The organism is Nocardioides sp. Z21_20 (genome assembly GCF_059766585.1).
Genome location: NZ_JCBAJX010000004.1, coordinates 173,677 through 193,727, shown reverse-complemented (window position 1 = coordinate 193,727; position 20,051 = coordinate 173,677). Strand labels below are relative to the sequence as shown.

At 73.4% G+C, this 20,051-nt stretch carries 18 protein-coding genes and 1 pseudogene; 7 read left to right on the top strand and 12 right to left on the bottom strand.

The window, feature by feature from the left end; genetic code table 11:
- Window positions 1-19: 19 nt before the first annotated feature.
- Window positions 20-358, bottom strand: coding sequence for a hypothetical protein (locus tag AC6EH9_RS09645; protein ID WP_498422588.1), 339 nt, complete (start codon window positions 356-358; stop codon window positions 20-22).
- Window positions 355-1,011 carry an MOSC domain-containing protein gene (locus AC6EH9_RS09640; protein WP_498422586.1) on the bottom strand — a complete coding sequence of 219 codons (657 nt, stop codon included), beginning with the start codon at window positions 1,009-1,011 and terminating at the stop codon, window positions 355-357. Before AC6EH9_RS09640 ends, AC6EH9_RS09645 begins: the two co-directional genes overlap by 4 nt.
- Before the next feature lie 91 nt (window positions 1,012-1,102).
- On the opposite strand from AC6EH9_RS09640, the gene AC6EH9_RS09635 reads away from it, so the two are divergent.
- Window positions 1,103-1,564 (top strand): hypothetical protein, encoded by a 462-nt coding sequence (locus tag AC6EH9_RS09635; protein ID WP_498422584.1) that lies wholly within the window; start codon window positions 1,103-1,105, stop codon window positions 1,562-1,564.
- Window positions 1,561-1,893 (top strand): transcriptional regulator, encoded by a 333-nt coding sequence (locus AC6EH9_RS09630; protein WP_498422582.1) that lies wholly within the window; start codon window positions 1,561-1,563, stop codon window positions 1,891-1,893. Before AC6EH9_RS09635 ends, AC6EH9_RS09630 begins: the two co-directional genes overlap by 4 nt.
- Here AC6EH9_RS09630 and AC6EH9_RS09625 read toward each other — a convergent pair.
- On the bottom strand, window positions 1,853-2,680 hold the full coding sequence (locus tag AC6EH9_RS09625) for an aminoglycoside phosphotransferase family protein (RefSeq protein WP_498422580.1): 828 nt from the start codon (window positions 2,678-2,680) through the stop codon (window positions 1,853-1,855). The two genes, AC6EH9_RS09630 and AC6EH9_RS09625, sit on opposite strands and share 41 nt — an antisense overlap.
- Before the next feature lie 53 nt (window positions 2,681-2,733).
- Window positions 2,734-4,608: a translation elongation factor 4 gene (gene lepA, locus AC6EH9_RS09620; protein ID WP_498422579.1), complete on the bottom strand. Its 1,875-nt coding sequence runs from the start codon at window positions 4,606-4,608 to the stop codon at window positions 2,734-2,736.
- Window positions 4,609-4,731: 123 nt separating this feature from the next.
- Here lepA and AC6EH9_RS09615 point away from each other — a divergent pair, with 123 nt between their 5' ends.
- The 3 genes and pseudogenes from AC6EH9_RS09615 to AC6EH9_RS09605 all read left to right on the top strand — a co-directional run.
- Window positions 4,732-5,673, top strand: a complete 942-nt coding sequence (locus AC6EH9_RS09615; RefSeq protein ID WP_498422576.1) for a phosphotransferase family protein — start codon at window positions 4,732-4,734, stop codon at window positions 5,671-5,673.
- Window positions 5,674-5,800: 127 nt separating this feature from the next.
- On the top strand, window positions 5,801-6,061 hold the full coding sequence (gene rpsT, locus AC6EH9_RS09610) for a 30S ribosomal protein S20 (RefSeq protein ID WP_498422575.1): 261 nt from the start codon (window positions 5,801-5,803) through the stop codon (window positions 6,059-6,061).
- 186 nt (window positions 6,062-6,247) lie between these two features.
- Window positions 6,248-7,141: pseudogene (locus tag AC6EH9_RS09605) on the top strand (ATP-grasp domain-containing protein); the annotation flags it as partial.
- 90 nt (window positions 7,142-7,231) lie between these two features.
- On the opposite strand, the gene holA reads toward AC6EH9_RS09605, so the two are convergent.
- The 5 genes from holA to leuS form a co-directional block, all read right to left on the bottom strand.
- Complete coding sequence (gene holA, locus AC6EH9_RS09600) at window positions 7,232-8,215, bottom strand: DNA polymerase III subunit delta (protein WP_498422573.1); 984 nt, start codon at window positions 8,213-8,215, stop codon at window positions 7,232-7,234.
- A gap of 77 nt (window positions 8,216-8,292) precedes the next feature.
- Window positions 8,293-10,617, bottom strand: coding sequence for a DNA internalization-related competence protein ComEC/Rec2 (locus AC6EH9_RS09595; protein ID WP_498422572.1), 2,325 nt, complete (start codon window positions 10,615-10,617; stop codon window positions 8,293-8,295).
- Between the two features lie 3 nt (window positions 10,618-10,620).
- On the bottom strand, window positions 10,621-11,667 hold the full coding sequence (locus tag AC6EH9_RS09590) for a ComEA family DNA-binding protein (protein WP_498422571.1): 1,047 nt from the start codon (window positions 11,665-11,667) through the stop codon (window positions 10,621-10,623).
- Window positions 11,668-11,738: 71 nt separating this feature from the next.
- A complete protein-coding gene (locus AC6EH9_RS09585) occupies window positions 11,739-12,620 on the bottom strand; it encodes a DegV family protein (protein ID WP_498422569.1) in 882 nt (293 codons plus the stop codon).
- 22 nt (window positions 12,621-12,642) lie between these two features.
- Complete coding sequence (leuS, locus tag AC6EH9_RS09580) at window positions 12,643-15,150, bottom strand: leucine--tRNA ligase (RefSeq protein WP_498422567.1); 2,508 nt, start codon at window positions 15,148-15,150, stop codon at window positions 12,643-12,645.
- 167 nt (window positions 15,151-15,317) lie between these two features.
- On the opposite strand from leuS, the gene AC6EH9_RS09575 reads away from it, so the two are divergent.
- Both AC6EH9_RS09575 and AC6EH9_RS09570 read left to right on the top strand, forming a co-directional pair.
- Entirely contained in the window at window positions 15,318-16,004 is a 687-nt protein-coding gene (locus tag AC6EH9_RS09575; RefSeq protein ID WP_498422566.1) for a hypothetical protein, read from the top strand.
- Window positions 16,005-16,054: 50 nt separating this feature from the next.
- Window positions 16,055-16,816 (top strand): SDR family NAD(P)-dependent oxidoreductase, encoded by a 762-nt coding sequence (locus AC6EH9_RS09570; protein ID WP_498422565.1) that lies wholly within the window; start codon window positions 16,055-16,057, stop codon window positions 16,814-16,816.
- An 8-nt stretch (window positions 16,817-16,824) separates the two neighbouring features.
- Here AC6EH9_RS09570 and AC6EH9_RS09565 read toward each other — a convergent pair whose 3' ends face one another.
- From AC6EH9_RS09565 to AC6EH9_RS09555, 3 genes are read right to left on the bottom strand one after another with little or no spacing between them, the layout of a single operon-like run.
- Complete coding sequence (locus tag AC6EH9_RS09565) at window positions 16,825-17,139, bottom strand: hypothetical protein (protein WP_498422564.1); 315 nt, start codon at window positions 17,137-17,139, stop codon at window positions 16,825-16,827.
- Window positions 17,140-17,159: 20 nt separating this feature from the next.
- A complete protein-coding gene (locus AC6EH9_RS09560) occupies window positions 17,160-18,845 on the bottom strand; it encodes a sodium:solute symporter family protein (protein ID WP_498422563.1) in 1,686 nt (561 codons plus the stop codon).
- 47 nt (window positions 18,846-18,892) lie between these two features.
- Window positions 18,893-19,999: an AraC family transcriptional regulator gene (locus AC6EH9_RS09555; protein ID WP_498422562.1), complete on the bottom strand. Its 1,107-nt coding sequence runs from the start codon at window positions 19,997-19,999 to the stop codon at window positions 18,893-18,895.
- Between the last annotated feature and the right edge of the window lie 52 nt (window positions 20,000-20,051).

Genomic DNA, 20,051 nt, shown 5'->3' with positions numbered 1-20,051 from the left:
GCGGCAGGGGGAGAGGTCCTCAGTCCGTCCCGGCCGTGAGCAGGGAGGGGTCGAGGTCGGCCTCGGCCACCTCGTAGTGGTCCACGTGCTCGTCCTTCTCGACCAGCAGGTCGTCGTCACCGGGGTAGAAGACGGCCACGTGGGGCGTGTCCCCGGCGAAGCGCCGGACGTCGTCCATCGACTCCCAGAACGAGATCGCGACCACCTCGACGAGGTCGCCCAGCGCGCGGCGCAGCACCAGGACGCCGCGGTTGCCCGGGGTGGTGCGGTAGTCGCGCACACCGGTGCTGCTCTGGTGGGCCAGGTAGGCCTCGGCGTCCGCGGACCGCACGGCCCCTCGCCAACGACGCACGATCATGGGGTCCGAGCCGCCTTCGACACCTTCGCGAGCACCGACGGCGCCAGGTCGTCGACGGCCAGCAGCTCCGGCAGCAGCTCGCGCTCGGTGGTCAGCGCCCGGAACATCAGCGCGACGGTGATCGCGTGGTCGGGCCGGTGCTCCACGGTGATCGCGTCGCCGGCCTCCACCACGCCCTCCTCGAGGACGCGCAGGTAGGGCCCGGGCCGCCCCTCGCGGGTGAACCGGCGCACCCAGCCGGTCGCGTCGAGGCCGGAGACGTCGAGCCAGCCGGCGAACACCTTGCACGGGGTGCGCACCTTGGCCACCTCCAGCAGCGCCGTGCCGACCCGCCAGCGCTCCCCGATCAGCGCCTCGTTGACGTCGATGCCGGTGGTGGTCAGGTTCTCCCCGAACATCCCGTCCGGCAGCACGCGGCCCAGCTCGCGGCCCCACCTGTCGAGGTCCTCGCGGGCGAAGGCGTAGACGGCGTTCTCGGCGAAGCCGTGATACTTGGTGTCGCTGATCGTGTCGCCGGCCAGGCCCCGCCAGCCGATCCGCACCGGCCCCGCGGCGGGGCGCTTGCGGATCGAGGTGCGCCCGACGCGTCCGGTCCACTGCCCTCCTTCGGGCTGCCCGAGGTTGACCGAGATGACCTGTCCGGAGCTCTGCACCCGGACATGCTCTCCCGGACCGGCGCGGAGTGCCACCCCGGGCGCAGACCATCACTTGCCAGACCGGAAAGCGATCCGATAGTTTTCCGGCATGGAAAGTGATGAGGACCTCGCCGCCCAGCTGCTCGCCATCGAGCGCGCCGCTGCCGCCCCCTACGTCGTCTACCCGCCCACCCCCGCCTGGTATCCGCCGGCCGTCGGCACCTGGGCGGCCGCCCTCGTCGCCCTGTACGTGTCGTCCCCCCTGGTCAGCGCGCGGTTCGTGGTCGGGCTGGGCGCGCTCCTGGTCGTCGAGCTGGCGTTCCTGCGCTGGTACTCGCGCCGCCACGGCGCGATGCCCTCGCTGCGCCAGCCGCCGGCGGAGTTCCGTGGGGCCTTCGCGCGCTACGCGGTCGGCGTGGTGGTGGTCGTCGCGCTGGTCGCCCTGGCCTGGGCGCTGGCGGGCGGTTGGGCGGCCGTGGCCGCCACCTGGGTCCTGGTCACCGCCGGGCTCGCCCTCTACGAGCGGCTCTACGCCGAGGCCGCCCGCCGGACCCGCGAGCGACTGGGATGATCGGCGACCTCGATCCGATCATCCACGCCCCGAAGCGACTCGCGGCGATGGCGATGCTGGCCAGCGCGTCCACGGTGAGCTTCACATTCCTGCGCGAGCAGCTGGGCGTCAGCGACTCCGACCTGTCCAAGCAGATGGCGGCGCTGGAGAAGGCCGGCTACGTGCGGATCAGCAAGAGCGGGCGCGGGCGCGGTGCCACCACGACGTACCGCGCCACCCGGGCCGGCCTCGCCGCCTACCGTCGGCACGCCACGGCGCTGCGCGAGCTCCTCGCCGAGGCCGAGGCCCTCAGTCCTGCACCGCCTTCGCCAGCGTCACCCAGCGAGTGAGGTCGGCCCCGGGGTCGCGCACCGCGCGCCGCACCGCCCGCACCACCACCCAGTCGCGGGCCCGGCCCTCGTCGAGACCGGCGGCGTCGATGAGCGTGTGGAACCGGCGGCGCACGGCGTCGCGGACGTCGCCGCTGGCGAGCATCTCCTCCCACCGGTGCCAGAGCATCGGGGCGGGCTCGAAGTGCGGATCACCGCTCAGCGGCCGCGGCGCGATCGCCAGCCACGGCTCCCGGTCGGCCGCGAGCACCTTCGCGTAGTGCAGGTCGCCGTGCACGGTGGTGCCGGCGGTGCCGGGGTCGCGGGCGAACGACGCCGCGAGCGAGGCGGCCTGCTCGACGAGGCGCCGCGGCAGCGGCGCCGTTCGGGGCAGCGCCGCGAGCTCGCCCGCCCAGCCGCCGGCCAGCTCGGCCAGCGACCTCAGCTGCGGCACGGCCGGCATGTGCAGGGACCGGTAGAGCCCCGCCACGATCTCGCACGCCTCCACGTCCCAGTGCTCGGCGAGGTCCTCCTCGTGCACCCGCTCCAGCAGCAGCGCGCGGCGGCGCGGGTCGGCACGCAGCAGGCGGACGGCTCCGCGTCCGTGCCAGTGCTGCAGCGCCAGCGACTCGTGCTCGGTCTCGGGAACCGGCTCCGCGATCTTCAGCACCGCCGGCGCCCCGCCGCGGGTGCGCACCCGCAGCAGGCGTCCTCGGTGCCCGCCCGGGCGGGGATCCGGCTCGAGCGCCCCCTCGGCGCGCAGGCCCCACTCCTCGATCAGCTCGAGCGGCGCGGCGGGTGAGGGCACCCCCGGATCCTCGCATCCGACCGCCCGGCGCGGAGCCGGGCAGCCGGGCGCGGCTACTTCTTGTTCTTGTCCGCGGCCGGGGCGTTGGACAGCGCGGCGATGAAGGCCTCCTGGGGCACCTCGACCCGGCCGACCATCTTCATCCGCTTCTTGCCCTCCTTCTGCTTCTCCAGCAGCTTGCGCTTGCGGCTGATGTCGCCGCCGTAGCACTTGGCGAGCACGTCCTTGCGGATCGCGCGGATGGTCTCGCGGGCGATCACCCGAGCGCCGATGGCGGCCTGGATCGGCACCTCGAACTGCTGGCGCGGGATCAGGTCCTTGAGCTTGCCGGCCAGCATCACGCCGTAGGCGTACGCCGCGTCGCGGTGCACGATCGCGGAGAACGCGTCGACCGGCTCGCCCTGGAGCAGGATGTCGACCTTCACCAGGTCGGCTGCCTGCTCGCCGGAGCGTTCGTAGTCGAGCGAGGCGTAGCCCTTGGTCCGGGACTTGAGCTGGTCGAAGAAGTCGAAGACGATCTCGCCCATCGGCAGCGTGTAGCGCATCTCCACGCGATCCTCGGAGAGGTAGTCCATCCCCTGCAGGTTGCCCCGCTTGGTCTGGCACAGCTCCATGATCGTGCCGATGTAGTCGCTGGGGCTGAGGATCGTGGCCCGCACGACCGGCTCGCGGACCTCGGCGATCTTGCCCTCGGGGTACTCGCTGGGGTTGGTGACGGTGTGCTCGGAGCCGTCCTCCATCACCACCTGGTAGACCACGTTGGGGGCGGTCGAGATCAGGTCGAGGTCGAACTCGCGCTCGAGGCGGTCGCGGGTGATCTCCATGTGCAGCAGGCCGAGGAAGCCGCAGCGGAAGCCGAAGCCCAGGGCCCCGGAGGTCTCCGGCTCGAAGGTCAGCGCGGCGTCGTTGAGCTGGAGCCGCTCGAGCGCGTCGCGCAGCGTCGGGTAGTCGTCGCCGTCGATCGGGTAGAGCCCGGAGTAGACCATCGGGTTCGGGTGCTTGTAGCCGCCCAGCGCCTCGGTGGCGCCGTGGTGCTGGCTGGTCACGGTGTCGCCGACGCGGGACTGGCGCACGTCCTTGACCCCGGTGATCAGGTAGCCGACCTCGCCGACCCCGATCTCCCCGGTCTTGACCGGCTCCGGGCTGATCACGCCCACCTCGAGCATCTCGTGCACGGCGCCGGTCGACATCATCTTGATCCGGTCGCGGTGGGTCAGCTTGCCGTCGACCACCCGGACGTAGGTGACCACGCCGCGGTAGGTGTCGTAGACGGAGTCGAAGATCAGCGCCCGCGGCGCGGCGTCGGCGTCGCCGACGGGGGCCGGGGTCTGCTTCACGATCTCGTTGAGCAGCTCGCGCACGCCCAGCCCGGTCTTGGCCGAGGTCTGCAGCACGTCGGAGGGGTCGCAGCCGATCAGGCCGGCCAGCTCCGCGGCGTACTTCTCCGGGTTGGCGCTGGGCAGGTCGATCTTGTTGAGCACCGGGATGATGTGCAGGTCCGCGTTCATCGCCAGGTACAGGTTGGCCAGCGTCTGCGCCTCGATCCCCTGCGCCGCGTCGACCAGCAGGACCGCCGTCTCGCACGCCTCGAGCGAGCGGGAGACCTCGTAGGTGAAGTCCACGTGGCCCGGGGTGTCGATCATGTTGAGGACGTAGTCCCCCGGCTCGGCGCCCTGCTCGTTGTCGACGGGCACCGTCCACGGCATCCGCACGGCCTGGCTCTTGATGGTGATGCCGCGCTCGCGCTCGATGTCCATCCGGTCGAGGTACTGAGCCCGCGAGGCCCGCTCGTCCACGACGCCGGTGTACTGCAGCATCCGGTCGGCGAGCGTCGACTTGCCGTGGTCGATGTGCGCGATGATGCAGAAGTTGCGGATGATCGCGGGATCGGTCTTGCCCGGCTTGGGCGCGGTCGAAGAAGTGGCCACGAACTGCTCTCGTCGGATCGGGTGGGTCGGGACTCACATCTTCCCACGCAGCGGCGGCTGGCCCGAATGCCCGGGCCGCCGGCGGACCCGGGCGGCCCCGGCCGGCTCTGCGAGGATGCGCCCATGTCCATCGCCGCCATCCCCCACGGCCGCACCGCGCGCCGGCTCGAGTGGCCCTTCCTGCCACCGCACGTGCGCGCGCTGGTCGAGGACCGGCTCGGCTCCCCCGTCACGCACGCGGCGAGCCAGGGCGGCGGGTTCACACCCGGCTTCGCCTCGGTCCTCACCGGGCGCGACGGGTCCCGGATTTTCGTCAAGGCAGCCTCGTGCAAGGCCCAGCGCGCGGTCGCCGCGTCGTACCGCGACGAGGCGCGCCAGCTCGGCGCCCTCCCCGCGGACGTCCCCGCGCCCCGGCTGCTGTGGACCCACGAAGACGACGCCTGGGTGGTGCTGGGCATCGAGCACGTCGAGGCCGCCTCACCGCAGCGGCCCTGGCGCCTGACCGACCTGGACCGCTGCCTGGACACCCTCGAGGCGCTGGCCACCACGCTGACTCCCGCACCGCCGGGTCCCCGGCGGGACACCTTCGCCGCCGCGTTCGCCGACTTCCTCGCCGCCTGGGACCACGTCCGGCGCGCGCTGCCCGAGCTGCCGCACCTCGAGGAGGCCGCGGCGCTGGCCGGGCGCTACGCGGAGGTCTGCGCCGGCGACACCCTGGTGCACACCGACATCCGCGACGACAACCTCCTGCTGGGGGCGGCCGGCGAGGTCTGGGTCTGCGACTGGAACTGGCCGGTCCTGGGCGCGCCGTGGCTGGACACCGTCTTCCTGCTGCTGGGCGCGCGCGGGGACGGGATCGACGTGGAGGCGGTGCTGCGCGAGCGCCGGCTGACCCGCGACCTCCCCCGCGAGCACGTCGACGTGGTGCTCGCGCTGCTCGCCGGCTACTTCCTGCGCCAGCGCGACGCCCCCGCACCGCCGTCCTCGCCGTGGCTGCGCACGCACCAGAGCTGGTGCGCGGAGGTGGCGTGGGGCTGGCTGGGCGAACGCCGGGGCTGGCTGTGATTTGGGGGCCCGCGCGGCCGCTGCTAGAGTTTCACGTCGCGTGTCTGGAGCCTGCCCGCAGGCAGTCGCGCCGAGCGCAATCGAACTTGCACGACCGAATCCCTTCGACCAATAGAGGCGCAGCGTAGTGGCGAACATCAAGTCCCAGATCAAGCGCAACAAGCAGAACGAGGCGGCGCACGAGCGCAACAAGTCGGTGAAGACCGGCCTGAAGTCCGCGATCCGCAAGTTCCGCGAGCTCTCCGAGGCGGGCGACAAGGACGCCGCCCTCGAGGCAGCCCGCGCCGCGACGCGCAAGCTCGACAAGGCCGCCTCCAAGGGCGTCATCCACAAGAACCAGGCCGCCAACCGCAAGTCGGCGATCTCCAAGAAGGCCGCGTCGCTCTGACGTAGGTCCACACGCTGAGGCGCCACCCCGTGAGGGGTCGGCGCCTTTCGTGCGTTTCGCTTCCTACTCCTCACCCGTCCCACACCCACCCGTCCCGCACCCACCCCCGTGAAAGCCGTGTCACCCGTGCCCCCGCTGCGCATCTGGATCAACCGCACCTACGCCACCTACCACCACCAGATCCGGATGCTCGAGGAGAACCCCGACCGCCGCCCCGTGCACGTTGTGGCCACGCATCGCGATCCCGACTCGCCGGTGCTGGCGGCGGCCGCAGAGGCCCATCCGGAGCCCGAGGGCCTCGGGGACGACTACGTCGAGGCCGCCCTGGCCTTCTGCGCGCGGCACGCGATCGACGTGCTCTGGCCCACCTGGCAGGCGGAGGCGGTCGCCGCCCGGCGCGGTGACTTCGAGGCACTCGGGGTGCGGGTGCTGACCTCCCCGCCGGAGGCGATCGGCCTCTTCGCGGACAAGGCCGCCGCCTACGCGGCGGCCGCGCGGCTCGGCGTACCCGTGCCCGAGCACCACGTCGCCACCACGGCGGCGCAGTTCGAGACCGCCTACGCCACCCTGGTCGGCAACGGGCACGCGGAGATCTGCGTCAAGCCGGTCACCGGGGTGGGGGCGGCCGGGTTCTGGATCATCTCCACCGAGGCGCCGTCGCTGGCGGACCTGTACGCCGCGCCGCGGCGCCGGATGCCGCTGGCGCAGATGCGTGGTCTCGTCCAGCAGTGCGACACGTTCCCCCCGCTGATGGTGATGCCGGTGCTGCCCGGCGGGGAGTACTCCGTCGACACGCTCTCGTACGACGGCAAGGTGGGGCGCACGATCCCCCGCTTCAAGAGCCCCACCACGCGCCGCGTGCTGCTCGACGCGCACCCGGAGCTGGAGCGCTACACCCGACTGCTGGTCGAGGAGCACGCGCTGTCGTATCTGTCGAACGCGCAGTTCCGCCTGGACGCGCACGGTCGGCCGTTCCTGCTCGAGGTCAACACCCGCGCCTCGGGCGGGCTGTTCCAGTCGTGCCTGGCGGGCGGCAACCTGGTGTGGCCGGCAGTCCGCTCGGCCCTCGAGGGGTACCTGGACCCGGCCTGGCTGCCTGAGGTGACCTACCCGGTGGCGCTCACGACGTTCGCCACCGCCACGCGGCTGGACACCCGCGCGCCGGAGCGCTCAGCGCGCCTCGCGCAGGTCGGCGATGGTGAGCACCAGCCGCTCGAGGGTGTACGCCGGGTCCCCCGCGGCGCCCTTCACCTCGGCGTCGGCGCGGGCCACCGCGCGGATCGCCTGGGCGACGCCGTCCGGGGCCCAGCCGCGTGACTGCTCGCGCAGCGTGCGCAGCTTCCACGGCGGCACGCCCACCTCGCGGGCCAGGTCGGCCTCGCGCATGCCGCGCGGGGCGGAGATGAAGCGGGCCAACCCGCGGGCACCGGTGGCGAAGGCGGAGGTCACCAGCACCGAGGCGGTGCCGCCGTCCATCGCCCAGCGCAGCTCCTCCAGCGCGGCGCCCCGGCGCCCGGCGAAGGCGGCGTCGGCGACGGCGAAGGACTTGGCCTCCGCGCGTCCGCCGAAGTAGCGCTTGACCTTCTCCATGTTGATCGGCTCGCCGGGGAAGTCGTTGGCGAGCTGGTGCGCGGCCGCGGAGAGCGAGCGCAGGTCCTGCCCGACCGCCTGGACCAGGAAGCCCGCGCCCTCCTCGTCGATGCTCGAGCCGTGCCCGCGCATCTCGCTGGTGACGAAGCGGGGGAACTCCGAGGTCTTGAGCTCCACGGACTTGGACTCCGTGACGCTCTTGAGCTTGCGCAGCTTGGCGAGCACGCCGGAGCCCTTCTGGCCCCCGCCGTGCACCAGCACCAGCGCCACGTCCTCCACCGGCGAGGCGGCGTAGGACAGCAGTCCCGCGACCGACTCCTCGGGCAGGTTCTCCAGGTTGCGCACGACCACGCAGCGGGTGCTGGAGAACAGCGAGGGCGCCGACATCTCGCCCAGCGTGGCCAGCGTCAGGTCGCCGGCGGCCGACTCGGCCAGCTCGGCCTCCGGGTCGTAGGCCCGCACCGCGGCGCGCACCTGGGCGACCGTGCGCTCGTTGAGGAACTCCTCCTTGCCGGTGACGAGGGTGACCCGACCGAGGACGTCTGCTGCGCGTGGACCTGCCATGGTGGCGCCAGCCTGCCACAGGCCGCCGACAGCGCCGTCCGCGACCCGATCCTCCGACCGCGGAGGGGTCGTGCGCCTCACTCGCGGGTGCTGGTGCGCACCTGGTCGCCGTCGGCGAGCACCAGGATTTCCCCGTCCACGTCGGTGCGCAGCACGCGGGTGCCCTCGCCGGCCAGCGGCGCCATCGTCTGCGCGGAGGGGTGACCGTAGTCGTTGTCCGCGCCGACGCTGACCAGCGCCACCCGGGGGCGCAGCCCGAGCAGCAGGTCGAGGTCCTGGTGCCTGCTGCCGTGGTGGGGGACCTTGAGCACGTCGACCTCGAGCCCCTCCAGCACCCGGGCGAGCTGCGCCTGGCCGGGCGGCTCGAGGTCGCCGGTGAGCAGGATCCGCACCCCGCCGACCTCGGCGAGCAGCACGACGCTGGCGTCGTTGGCGCTGGACCCGTCGCCGGCCCCGGCCGGGTCCAGGCCGGCGGGCGGCCAGAGCACCTGCACGGTGACGTCGCCGACCACCGTCGTCGCGCCGTACGTCGCGGTCCGGGCGGTGGCCGCGGCCTGTCCGACCTCGGCGGCCACCTGGCGCGCACCCTCGGGCGGGTCGGCGCGCGCGGTCACCTCCACCACGCCCACCTCACGGCCCTCGAGCGCGCCGGCGAGTCCGTCCACGTGGTCGGCGTGGAAGTGGGTGAGCACGACCAGCGGGAGCCGCTCGACCTCGAGGCGGCGCAGGCAGGCGTCGACGGCACCCGGATCGGGTCCGGCGTCCACCAGGACACCCGAGCCCGGTCCGGCGCGCAGCACGAGCGCGTCGCCCTGCCCGACGTCGCAGGCGGCCAGCACCCAGCCCGGCGGGGGCCAACCCGGGGTGGGCGCAGGGACGAGCACCGCCGCGCAGAGCACCAGGCAGCAGCCGGCGCCGCTGGCCGGGTGCCGCAGCGCCCGGGGCGCACCCAGGGCGATCACCACGCACAGCGCCGTGAGCGCCGCCAGCGCCACCGCGCCGCTGCCCCACTCCATCGCCGCGCCCGGCATCGTGGCCCCCCAGCGGGCCACGGTCACGATCCACGCCACGCACCACGACGCGAGCAGCCCGAAGACCGCCCCCACGGTGCCCGAGCCGACCCCCAGCAACCCTCCGGCCAGTCCCAGGACCGTGGCCGGACCGACGGCCGGGGCCGCCAGCAGGTTGGCCACCACCGCGACCAGGCTGACCTCGCCCGAGAGCGCGGCCACCACCGGCGTGCAGGCCAGCTGGGCGGCCGCCGGCACGGCCACCGCCTCGGCCACCCAGCGCGGCAGCCAGCGTGCGAGCGCGTCGCGCCAGGCCGGAGCGAGCAGCAGGATCCCCGCGGTGGCCAGCACCGACAGCGCGAAGCCCGCCGTGGTCGCCAGCCACGGGTCCACCAGCAGCAGGGCGACCACCGCCACCCCCAGGGCGCGGGTGCCGCGCTGCAGGCCGTTGCCACCCAGCCCGACCAGCGCGACCGTGCCCATCGCGGCGGCCCGCACGACACTCGGCTCGGTGCGCGCGAGCAGCACGAAGCCGACGATGCCGAGCCCGCCGACGACCATCAGCCAGCGCCCGCGCACCCCCGCCCAGCGGGCCAGCACCAGCAGGAAGCCGACCAGCAGCGTCAGGTTGGTCCCCGAGACCGCCAGCAGGTGGGTCAGCCCGGTGGTGCGGAAGTCGTCGGCGAGCTCCTCGGGCATCCCCTCGTCGTCGCCCACCACCAGCGCCGGCACCAGCGCCCGCTGGCTCGGCGGTCTCTCGGCGACCGAGGCGCGCAGGGCCGTGCGCACCCGGTCGGCGCCGCGCCACCAGACTCCCGGGCCGTGGGTCACCTCGGGGGCGCCGCGGGGGCGCAGCACGGCCGCGAGGTCGCGCCCGTCGGCCGGGGCCAGCCGGCCCTCGGCCCGCAGTCGCGCCCCGAGCTCGACGTCGGCCCAGGACTCCTCGCCCAGCACCAGCACCGGCGCCCCCACCCGGTGCGTGCGCCCGCGACCGGTGACCGCGGTGACCCGGGCCCGCAGCAGCACGTAGTCCTCGAAGCGCCCCTCGCGGCGGCGCGGATCGGAGGTGACGCTCAACGCGACGGTGACCGCGGCGCCGCTCGCGGCCAGGCCCGAGACGGGGCCGTGGGCGACCTGCTGCTCGCGCAGCTGCGCGCTCGTCGCGACCGCGGCCAGCACCAGCAGCAGCCCCGTCGCCGTACGCACCCGTGCTGCTGCGACACCGCGCCGGCGCAGCAGCAGCAGTCCGGATCCGCCGCCCACGACGAGCAGCGCCACGGCCGGCCACGGCAGCAGCCCACCCAGCCCGCCGGCCCAGGCCGCGGCCGCCACCGCGGGCATCCGCAGGTCCGCAGGCGCCGCAGCGGCCTCCTCGCGGATCGGTCCGGACACCGCTCAGACCGTGACGTGGGGCGTCAGGTCGGCCAGGGTGGCGTCGCCGATGCCGTCGACCTCCAGCAGCTCCTCGATCGCGGAGAACCCGCCGTGCTCGGTGCGCCAGGCGATGATCGCCTGGGCCGTCACCGGCCCCACCCCCGGCAGCGTCTCGAGGGTCGGCTGATCGGCGGTGTTGATGTTGACCAGCGCGCCACCGGCCCCGCCGCTGGGTGCCCCCGAAGGCGACAGCGGGGGCCCCGGCGCCGCGGCCCCCGGCGCACCGACCAGGATCTGCTCGCCGTCGACGAGGAGCCGGGCCAGGTTGAGCCCGGACAGGTCGACCCCGCGTCGGACGCCGCCCGCGGCCGCCAGCGCGTCGACGACGCGCGAGCCCGGCGCGAGCACCGCGATCCCGGGGCGTCGCACCCGGCCCGCCACGTCGACCACGATCTGTGCCGGTGCCGCGGCCGCGCCGGAGGCCCCCGGGGAGCCCGGTGCCGTCCCGGGCACCGCGCCGGGCGAGGCGCCGGGCGACGCCGAGGGTGTGAACAGGCCGGGCCCCGCGGAGCTCACCGTCGGGGCGGGCACCTGCTCGGGGTCGTTGCGCAGGATCCACCAGCAGGTGACCGCCAGCCCCAGGGCGACCGCGACCGCCAGCACGGCCAGCGCGCCGGGGCCCAGGCCCGCCCGGCCGCGCAGCGTCGCCGGCACCAGCTCGTCCAGCGCGGAGCCGACCGCCGAGCCGGGGCGCCGGGCGGCGTGCCGGCCCGGGATCGGCACCAGCGGCGCTGCCGGCGGCGTCTCCAGGGTCGCTCCCCGCGTCGCCGCCTCGGCGGTGGGTTCAGGCGCCCCGCCCGGCCGGGGCGGGTGCTCCCGGATCCGGGTGTGGGTGTCGGGCACCCCCGGCGGCAGCTCCTGGCCCGGGGCCGGCCGGTCAGGCGTCGGGACGGTCATCCGGGCGGGTGGGCCGGACTCGGCGCGCACCACCGCCAGCTCCGCGCTCAGCTGCGCGAGCCGCCGCGCGACCGCCTCAGCCTGCTGGGGGGTGGGGCGGCGCGATCGCATGCAGCGACCCTAGGAAGCCGCGGGCGGCCGCGGAAGGCGCGTTCGCGCGCCTGTGGATAGCCAGTGCCGGCTCAGAGCCGGGGCGCCACGCAGACCGCGACCATTCCGGGCCCGACGTGCGCGCCCAGCACCGCCCCCAGCTCGCCGCAGTCGACCTCACGCTCGGCCAGGTTCGCCTGAAGCCGCTCGGTGAGCCGCTCGCGCAGCTGCCCGGCGCGGTCCGTGCTGGCCAGGTGGTAGACCCCGACGTCGACCTGGTCGTCGCCGGCCGCCTCCACCGCGAGGTCCTCCAGCCGGCTCAGGGCACGACCCGAGGTGCGGATCCGCTCGTAGGAGGCGATCCGGCCCTCGTCGATGCGCAGCAGCGGCTTGAGCGCCAGCGCGCTGCCGAACAGCGCGGCGGCCGCGCCGATCCGGCCCCCGCGGCGCAGGTACTCCAAGGTGTCGACGTAGAACAGCGAGGTGGTCGCGGCGGAACGGCGCAGCGCCGCCTCGCCGGCCTCGTCGAGGCTGCCCCCGGCGTCCAGCACGTCGGCGGCGGCCAGCGCCGCGAAGCCGGTGCCCGGCCCGACCTGCCGGGTGTCCACCGGTACGACGCGCACCGGCGACTCCCCCGCCCCCAGCTCGCGGGCCGCCAGCTGGGCGGACTCGAACGTGCCGCTCATGTCCGCCGACAGGTGCACCGAGAGGATCTCCTGCGCCCCCTGCGCGGCGAGCCGCCGGTAGGCCTCGGCGAACACCGCCGGCGAGGGACGCGACGTGCTGACCGGGGCCCACTTGCGCAGTGACTCCGCCACCAGCTCCGGAGTCGCGCCGCCCTCCACGCCCTCCTCGTAGACCGTGGCGCCGATGACGACCTGTAGGGGCACCACCTCGATACCGCGCTCGGCCGCCAGCTGCGCGGGCAGGCTGGCGGTCGAGTCGGTGACGATCACCCGGCGACCCTGGTCCATGGGGGGAGGCTACTGGCTGCGGCTACTGCGCGACGATGTTCACCAACTTGGGCGCCCGCACGATCACCTTGCGCACCGTCTTGCCCTCCAGCGCCCGCTGGACGGTCGGGTCGGCCAGCGCCGCGGCCTCGAGGTCCGCCTCGCTGATGTCCGGCGACACCTCCAGGCGCCCCTTGACCTTGCCCTGGATCTGGACGACCGCGGTCACCGAGTCCTCGACCAGCAGCGCCTCGTCGACGACCGGCCAGCCGGCCTTGGCGACGGTGGGCTGGTGGCCCAGGCGCTCCCACATCTCCTCCGCGGCGTACGGCGCGACCAGCGACAGCAGGATCGCCACCACCTCGACGGCCTCGCGCACCGCGGGGTCGGCGGGACCGCAGCCGGAGTCAATGGCCTTGCGGGTGGCGTTGACCAGCTCCATCACCCGGGCGACCATCACGTTGAACCGGAAGGACTCCACCAGCTCCGCGGCCTCGTGCACGGTCTTGTGGGTGATCTTGCGCAGCGCCACGTCCCCGGCGCCCGGGTCGGTGCCGGGCTCGCTGGTCACGTCGCCCGAGAGCCGCCAGGCGCGCTGCAGGAAGCGCAGCGAGCCGGCCGGCGAGACGTCGGCCCAGTCGATGTTGTCCTCGGGCGGGCCGGCGAAGACCAGCGTCAGGCGCACCGCGTCGACGCCGAACTCGTTGAGCTGGTCGCCCAGGTCGACGCCGTTGCCGGCCGTCTTCGACATCCGCTTGCCGCCGTTGATCACCAGGCCCTGGTTGAGCAGCGCCGTGAACGGCTCGACGAAGTCGAGCATCCCCATGTCGTGCAGGACCTTGGTGAAGAAGCGCGAGTAGAGCAGGTGCAGCACGGCGTGCTCGACGCCGCCGACGTACTGGTCGACGGGGCCCCAGCGGCGCACCTCCTCGACGTCGAAGGGGCCCTCGGTGTAGTTCGGCGAGCAGTAGCGCAGGAAGTACCACGACGAGTCCACGAACGTGTCCATGGTGTCGGAGTCGCGCTTGGCCGGCGCCCCGCACGAGGGGCACTCGACGTTCACCCAGTCGGAGGCGGCCGCCAGCGGCGACTCACCCTTGGGCTTGAGGTCGGCGCCCTTGAGCTCGGGCAGCACCACCGGCAGCTGCTCCTCGGGGACCGGCACCTCGCCGCAGGCCTCGCAGTGGATGATCGGGATCGGGCAGCCCCAGAAGCGCTGGCGGCTGAGCAGCCAGTCGCGCAGCCGGAAGTTGACCGCGCCCTTGCCGCGGCCGGCGGCCTCGAGCTCCTCGATGGTGGCGCTGATCCCAGCGGCCTTGTCGCTGAGCCCGTCCAGGGAGCCGGAGTTCACGTAGGTGCCGTTGCCGGTGGTGGCGACGTAGGTCTCCTCCGGGTTGTCCTCCCCGGTGTCGACGACGCGGCGCACCGGCAGGTCGAAGGCCTTCGCGAAGTCGAGGTCGCGCTGGTCGTGCGCGGGCACCGCCATGATCGCGCCGGTGCCGTAGTCGGCCAGCACGTAGTCGGCGGCCCAGACCGGGATCTGCTCGCCGTTGACCGGGTTGGTCGCGGTGACCCCGAGCGGGACGCCGGTCTTGGGGCGGTCGGTGGCGAGCCGCTCGATGTCGGACTCCTTGCGGATCTGCTCGCGGTAGGCGTCGTAGGCCGCGCGCTGCTCGGGAGCGCAGATCTCGCCGGCCAGCGCGGCGTCCGCGGCGACCACCATGAACGTCGCGCCGTGCAGGGTGTCGGGCCGGGTGGTGTAGACGGTGACGGTGCGCGTCGAGCCGTCGGCCAGGGTCAGGTCGAAGTCGACGTGGGCGCCCTCGGAGCGGCCGATCCAGTTGCGCTGCAGGGTCAGCACCCGCTCGGGCCAGGTGCCCTTGAGCTGCTCCATGTCGTCGAGCAGGCGCTGGGCGTAGTCGGTGACCTTGAAGTACCACTGGGTCAGCTCGCGCTTGGTGACCTCGGCGCCGCAGCGCTCGCAGGCGCCGTCGACGACCTGCTCGTTGGCCAGCACCGTCTGGTCGTTGGGGCACCAGTTGACCGGCGAGGACTTGCGGTAGGCCAGCCCGCGCTCGCGGAACTTCAGGAACAGCCACTGGGTCCACTTGTAGTACTCGACGTCGGAGGTGTGCAGCCGGCGCGACCAGTCGAAGCTGACCGCGTACTTCTTGAACGACGCGGCCTGGGTCTCGATGTTGGCGTAGGTGTAGGTCGCCGGGTGCTCGTCGCGCTTGATGGCGGCGTTCTCGGCGGGCAGGCCGAAGGAGTCCCAGCCGATCGGGTTCATCACCTCGTAGCCCTGCTGCCACCAGTAGCGGGCGAGCACGTCGTGCAGCGCGGTCACCTCGGCGTGACCCATGTGCAGGTCGCCGGACGGGTAGGGGAACATCGTCAGGGCGTACTTCTTCTCGCGCGGCGAGTCGTCGTCGGCGGCGAAGGGGTCGAGCCGGTCCCAGACCTGCTGCCACTTCTCCTGCACGGCCACCACGTCGTACGTCGTGGCCCCGTCCTGCTCGACCTCGTGCTGCTGCGTGCCGTCCTGGCTCATCGTGTGCCCTTTCCGGGGTGCTCGGAGCGTCGCGCCCCTGCTCCTGACATGAAAAAACCCCTCACACGGAGGGGCGGCCGCGCGGTCGTTTGGCGATCAGCGCGGCTGGGGAAGAAGCAGGAACTGCGTACCCATGTCGGTCATGCTACCGCTCGTCAGGAGCCGCCTTGCCCCCCATCACCCGACGCCGGCCCCGTCACCGGCTGCGTCTGCTGCCGGGGCTGCTCACCGCCGCCCTGCTCCTGCCCCTCGCCGCGTGCGGCGAGGACTCCTCCGCCGGTACCGCGCCGGAGCCGCCGTCGGGCTCGACCTCGGGCTCGGTCTCGCCGTCGCCGTCGTTGTCGCCGTCGGGCGAGGCCTCCCCGGCCGACCCGGTCGCGGGCACCCCCACCCCGCCGGGCACCGAGCTGGCGATCGGGGACACCGCCGACCTGCCCGTCTCCTTCGGCCGGGCCAAGGCGCTGGTGCGCTACCGGATCATCGGCCTCGAGAACGTCGCGGCGAGCGCCCTGCCCGCCGAGCAGCGCCCCGACTCCCCCGGCGCCTGGGACCTGACCTACGTGCGGATCCGGGCCACCCTGCTCGAGGGCCGGGGCGCGGCGCTGTTGAACCTGTCGGTCGGGATGAACATCGAGGGCGAGGCGGACGGCGAGTCGGTGCTGCCGGTGATCCTGTGGGAGGAGTTCGCGCCCTGCTCCGACGAGCCGCCGCCCTACGACGGCACGGGCGTGGCGGTGGGCACGACGTGGACGGCCTGCGTGCCGATCCTCACCGAGCGGCGCGCGCCGCTGGACGCCGTGGTGTTCACCAACCCCCGCAACGCCTACCGCGACCCGGTGCGCTGGGTGATCTGAGCCGGAGCGGGACACCGCCCCCGCCGGCGCGGACCCTCTAGGGTGCCAGCATGACTGTCAACGACATGTTCCGACTCGACGGCAAGGTCGCGATCGTGACCGGCGCCTCCAGCGGTCTCGGCGTCGCGTTCGCCCAGGCCCTCGCCGAGGCGGGCGCGGACCTCGCGCTCGGCGCTCGCCGTACCGACCGGCTCGAGGAGACCGCGCAGCTGGTGCGCGACCTCGGCCGGCGCGTGGTCACCGTCGCCACCGACGTCGCCGACCCGGCCGCCTGCCAGCGCCTCGTCGACACCGCGATGACCGAGCTCGGCCGCGTCGACGTGCTGGTCAACAACGCCGGCATCGGCACCGCGGTGCCGGCCACTCGGGAGGCCCCCGAGCAGTTCCGCCAGGTCATCGACGTCAACCTCAACGGCTGCTACTGGATGGCCCAGGCCTGCGGGCGGGTGATGGGCCCGGGCAGCTCGATCGTCAACATCAGCTCGGTGCTCGGCCTCACCACCGCCGGCCTGCCGCAGGCGGCGTACGCGGCCAGCAAGGCGGGCCTGATCGGCCTCACCCGCGACCTGGCCCAGCAGTGGACCGGACGCAAGGGCATCCGGGTGAACGCGATCGCGCCCGGGTTCTTCACTTCCGAGATGACCGAGCAGTACCCGCCGGGCTACCTGGAGTCCCAGCAGGCGCGGATCCCGGCGGGGCGCAAGGGCGACCCGCGCGAGCTGGCCGCGACGCTGGTGTGGATGGTCTCCCCCGCCGGCGGCTACGTCACCGGCCAGACCCTGGCCGTCGACGGCGGGATGACGATCACCTGAGCCGGGGCTCAGCCCGCGGAGTCGTCGCGTGCGGGCTTGTCGAGAACGGTCTCGGGCTCCGGCTCGGCCGGCACCACCACCGGGCGCCACATCGCCCACGCCTGGAACAGCGCCGCGGCCACGACCATGCCGATCCCCGCCCAGAGGTTGACGTTGACCCCGCCGGCCCGGTCGAGGTCGGCGTCGCTGGTGGACAGGAGGCCCATCGCCACCAGCACCACCCCGTAGATGCCGATCAGCGCGGCGATGAAGGTGCGGATGTCGAAGGCCCGGGCTGCCCGCTGGGCCTTCGGCTGTGCGGAGGGGCTGTCGTGCTGAGTCATGTCTCGATCCCTTGCTCGGGTCACCAGAAGAGGAAGTTGAGGCCGATCACGATGGCCAGGCCCACCGCGGCCAGCTTGGTCGGCTGCTGGAACCACGCGAGCTGCGGCTCGTCGGGGTCGCGGAAGTCCTTGCGCGGGGTCAGCGACCAGACCAGCCCGCGCAGCTCCGACTCCACCCGCGGCTTGGTGGCCAGGCTGACCACCACGCTGACCACGATGTCGAGCGCGAAGGCCACGCCCGCGGCCACGAACGCCGCGCCCTGGCCGGCCAGGCCGATCACGCCGAGGACGTCCTCGCTGAGCAGCCACACCGTGATGGCGCCGGCGGTGCCGCTGACCAGTCCCACCCAGCCGGCGGTGGCGGTCATCCGCTTCCAGAACATGCCGAGGATGAACGTCGCGAACAGCGGCGCGTTGAAGAACCCGAAGAGGGTCTGCAGGTAGTCCATGATGTTCGTGTACGACGAGGCCAGCACGGCCGTGCCGATGGCGGCCACGGTGGCGCCGACGGTGGCCCAGCGCCCCACCGCCGTGTAGTACTCGTCGGGCTTGTCCTTCTTCACGTAGGTCTGCCACAGGTCGTAGCTGAAGACCGTGTTGAAGGCCGAGATGTTGGCCGCCATGCCCGCCATGAACGACGCCAGCAGGCCGGCGATCGCGACCCCGAGCATGCCGCTGGGCAGCAGGTCGCGCATCAGGTAGAGGATCGAGTCGTTGTAGGAGGCCCCGTTGTCCTCCCCCGCCTTGAGGTCGATCAGCTCGGTGACCAGGACCGCCGCGATCATGCCGGGGATCACCACGATGAACGGGATGAACATCTTCGGGAAGGCGCCGATGATCGGGGCCCGCTGGGCGGCCGACATCGAGCTGGAGGCCATCGCCCGCTGGACCTCGACGAAGTTCGTGGTCCAGTAGCCGAACGACAGCACGAAGCCGAGGCCGAAGACGATGCCGATCACCGAGAGCACCGGGCTGTCGAAGCCGCTCAGCGCGGTGCCCGGCCACGAGGAGAGCTGCTCGGCGCCGCCGGGGCTGGCGGTGACCCTCTCGGTGAAGCCGCTCCAGCCACCCACCTTGTGCAGGCCCACCAGCGTCAGCGGGACCAGCGCGGCGACGATCACGAAGAACTGCAGCACCTCGTTGTAGATGGCCGCGGACAGTCCGCCCAGCGCGGTGTAGGTGAGCACCACCACCGCGGCCACCACCAGCGAGACCCACAGCGACCAGCCCAGCAGCACCTCGACGATCGAGGCGAGCAGGAACAGGTTGATGCCGGCGATCAGCAGCTGCGCGACCGCGAAGCTGAGCGCGTTGACCAGGTGCGCCCCGGTGCCGAACCGACGGCGCATGAACTCCGGCACGCTGCGCACCTGGGAGCCGTAGTAGAACGGCATCATCACGATGCCGAGGAACAGCATCGCCGGCACCGCGCCGATCCAGAAGTAGTGCATGGTCGCCACGCCGTAGCTGGCGCCGTTGGCGGACATGCCGACGATCTCGACCGCGCCCAGGTTGGCCGAGACGAAGGCCAAGCCGGTCACCCAGGCCGGCAGGCTGCGCCCGGAGAGGAAGAAGTCGATGCTGCTCGAGATCGAGCGCCGCGCCAGGATCCCGACGCCCAGGACGAAGGCGAAGTAGATCGCCACCAACAGGTAGTCGACCCACTGCGCGTCGAGTCGTAGCGATTGTTCTGCGGCAGTGAGCACGCGGTCCTCCCGGGAGTCAGGACCCGCGCGTGCGGGCCATCGGAGCGTTACCCCCCTAGCGATGCCTCCATGCCTGGCAGTGAGATGCGCGACTCGCGCTGGAACGCCGCGGGCGTGGTCCCGGTCCACCGCTTGAAGGCGTGGATGAAGCTCGACGCCTCCGCGTAGCCCAGCCGCTGGGCGACGTCCTCGACGGTGAGCGCGCTGCCGCCTCGGCTGCCCAGCAGCTCCTCGGCCAGCGACTGACGGACCTCGTCGAGCAGGGCCCGATAGCTGGTGCCGGCCTCCTCCAGGCGCCGGCGCAGAGTGCGCGGGCTGATCCGCAGGGCGGCGGCGGTCTGCTCCATCCCGCCGCCGAAGGCCACCTGCTGGGTGAGCAGCACCCGCACCTGCTGGGTGATCCCGCTGCGGACCCGGCGCCGGGCCACCGCGTCGTGGCACAGCGCCTCGCACAGCGCCACGGTCTGCGGGTTCGCCTGCGGCAGCGGCCGGTGCAGGTGGGCCGCCTCGAAGGCGAAGCTGGTGCGCGGCGCGGCGAAGCGCGGCATCGTCGCCAGCACCTGGCGGTACGGCGCGGGGTCCGCCGGCGCGGGGAACGCCAGCTCGACCTCGAGCAGCGGGACCCCGCCCGGGACGAGCTCGCCGAGCACCGTGTGGATGGCGGCCAGGTCGCGCTCGACCAGGAAGCGGTGCACGTCGGTGGGCAGGCCGGCGCCGTCGACGACGACGCGGACCAGATCGCCCTCGATCCGCGCCCGCGGGATCCCAAAGGTGAAGCTGAGGTCGATGAACCGCAGGGCCAGGTTGACCGCGTCGAGCACGGTGCGGCTGCTGAGCAGGGCGAAGCCGAAGATCCCGAAGGTGCTCACGTGGTAGCGGCTGCCGACCTCCACCCCCGGCGCGTGCCCGAGCGAGTCGCGGGTGGCGGCGAGCAGGTTGCGGACCACGTGCAGCTCCTGGCCGGCGGTGACCTCGCGCTCGGGCTGGGCCAGGTCGGCCACCGTGAGACCGGTGCCGCTCAGCGCGCCGGCGGCGTCGAGGCCCCGCTGCGCGGCGTACTGGACGAGCAGCGCGACCCCGCTGACGCTGCGGGGGAAGTCCCAGCCTCGCGCGGCCGGCTCCTCCAGGGTGGCCGCGGGCGCAGAGGAGGTCATGGCCGCAATTATGGATCCATCTGTCCGCGGATGTCTCGTGAGTCACACCCGC

Coding starts and splice junctions, on each gene's coding strand:
- AC6EH9_RS09645 (WP_498422588.1), bottom strand. CDS start 358: ATGATCGTGCGTCGTTGGCGAGGGGCCGTGCGGTCCGCGGACGCCGAG.
- AC6EH9_RS09635 (WP_498422584.1), top strand. CDS start 1,103: ATGGAAAGTGATGAGGACCTCGCCGCCCAGCTGCTCGCCATCGAGCGC.
- AC6EH9_RS09630 (WP_498422582.1), top strand. CDS start 1,561: ATGATCGGCGACCTCGATCCGATCATCCACGCCCCGAAGCGACTCGCG.
- AC6EH9_RS09615 (WP_498422576.1), top strand. CDS start 4,732: ATGTCCATCGCCGCCATCCCCCACGGCCGCACCGCGCGCCGGCTCGAG.
- holA (WP_498422573.1), bottom strand. CDS start 8,215: ATGGCAGGTCCACGCGCAGCAGACGTCCTCGGTCGGGTCACCCTCGTC.
- AC6EH9_RS09590 (WP_498422571.1), bottom strand. CDS start 11,667: ATGCGATCGCGCCGCCCCACCCCCCAGCAGGCTGAGGCGGTCGCGCGG.
- AC6EH9_RS09585 (WP_498422569.1), bottom strand. CDS start 12,620: ATGGACCAGGGTCGCCGGGTGATCGTCACCGACTCGACCGCCAGCCTG.
- leuS (WP_498422567.1), bottom strand. CDS start 15,150: ATGAGCCAGGACGGCACGCAGCAGCACGAGGTCGAGCAGGACGGGGCC.
- AC6EH9_RS09570 (WP_498422565.1), top strand. CDS start 16,055: ATGACTGTCAACGACATGTTCCGACTCGACGGCAAGGTCGCGATCGTG.
- AC6EH9_RS09565 (WP_498422564.1), bottom strand. CDS start 17,139: ATGACTCAGCACGACAGCCCCTCCGCACAGCCGAAGGCCCAGCGGGCA.
- AC6EH9_RS09555 (WP_498422562.1), bottom strand. CDS start 19,999: ATGACCTCCTCTGCGCCCGCGGCCACCCTGGAGGAGCCGGCCGCGCGA.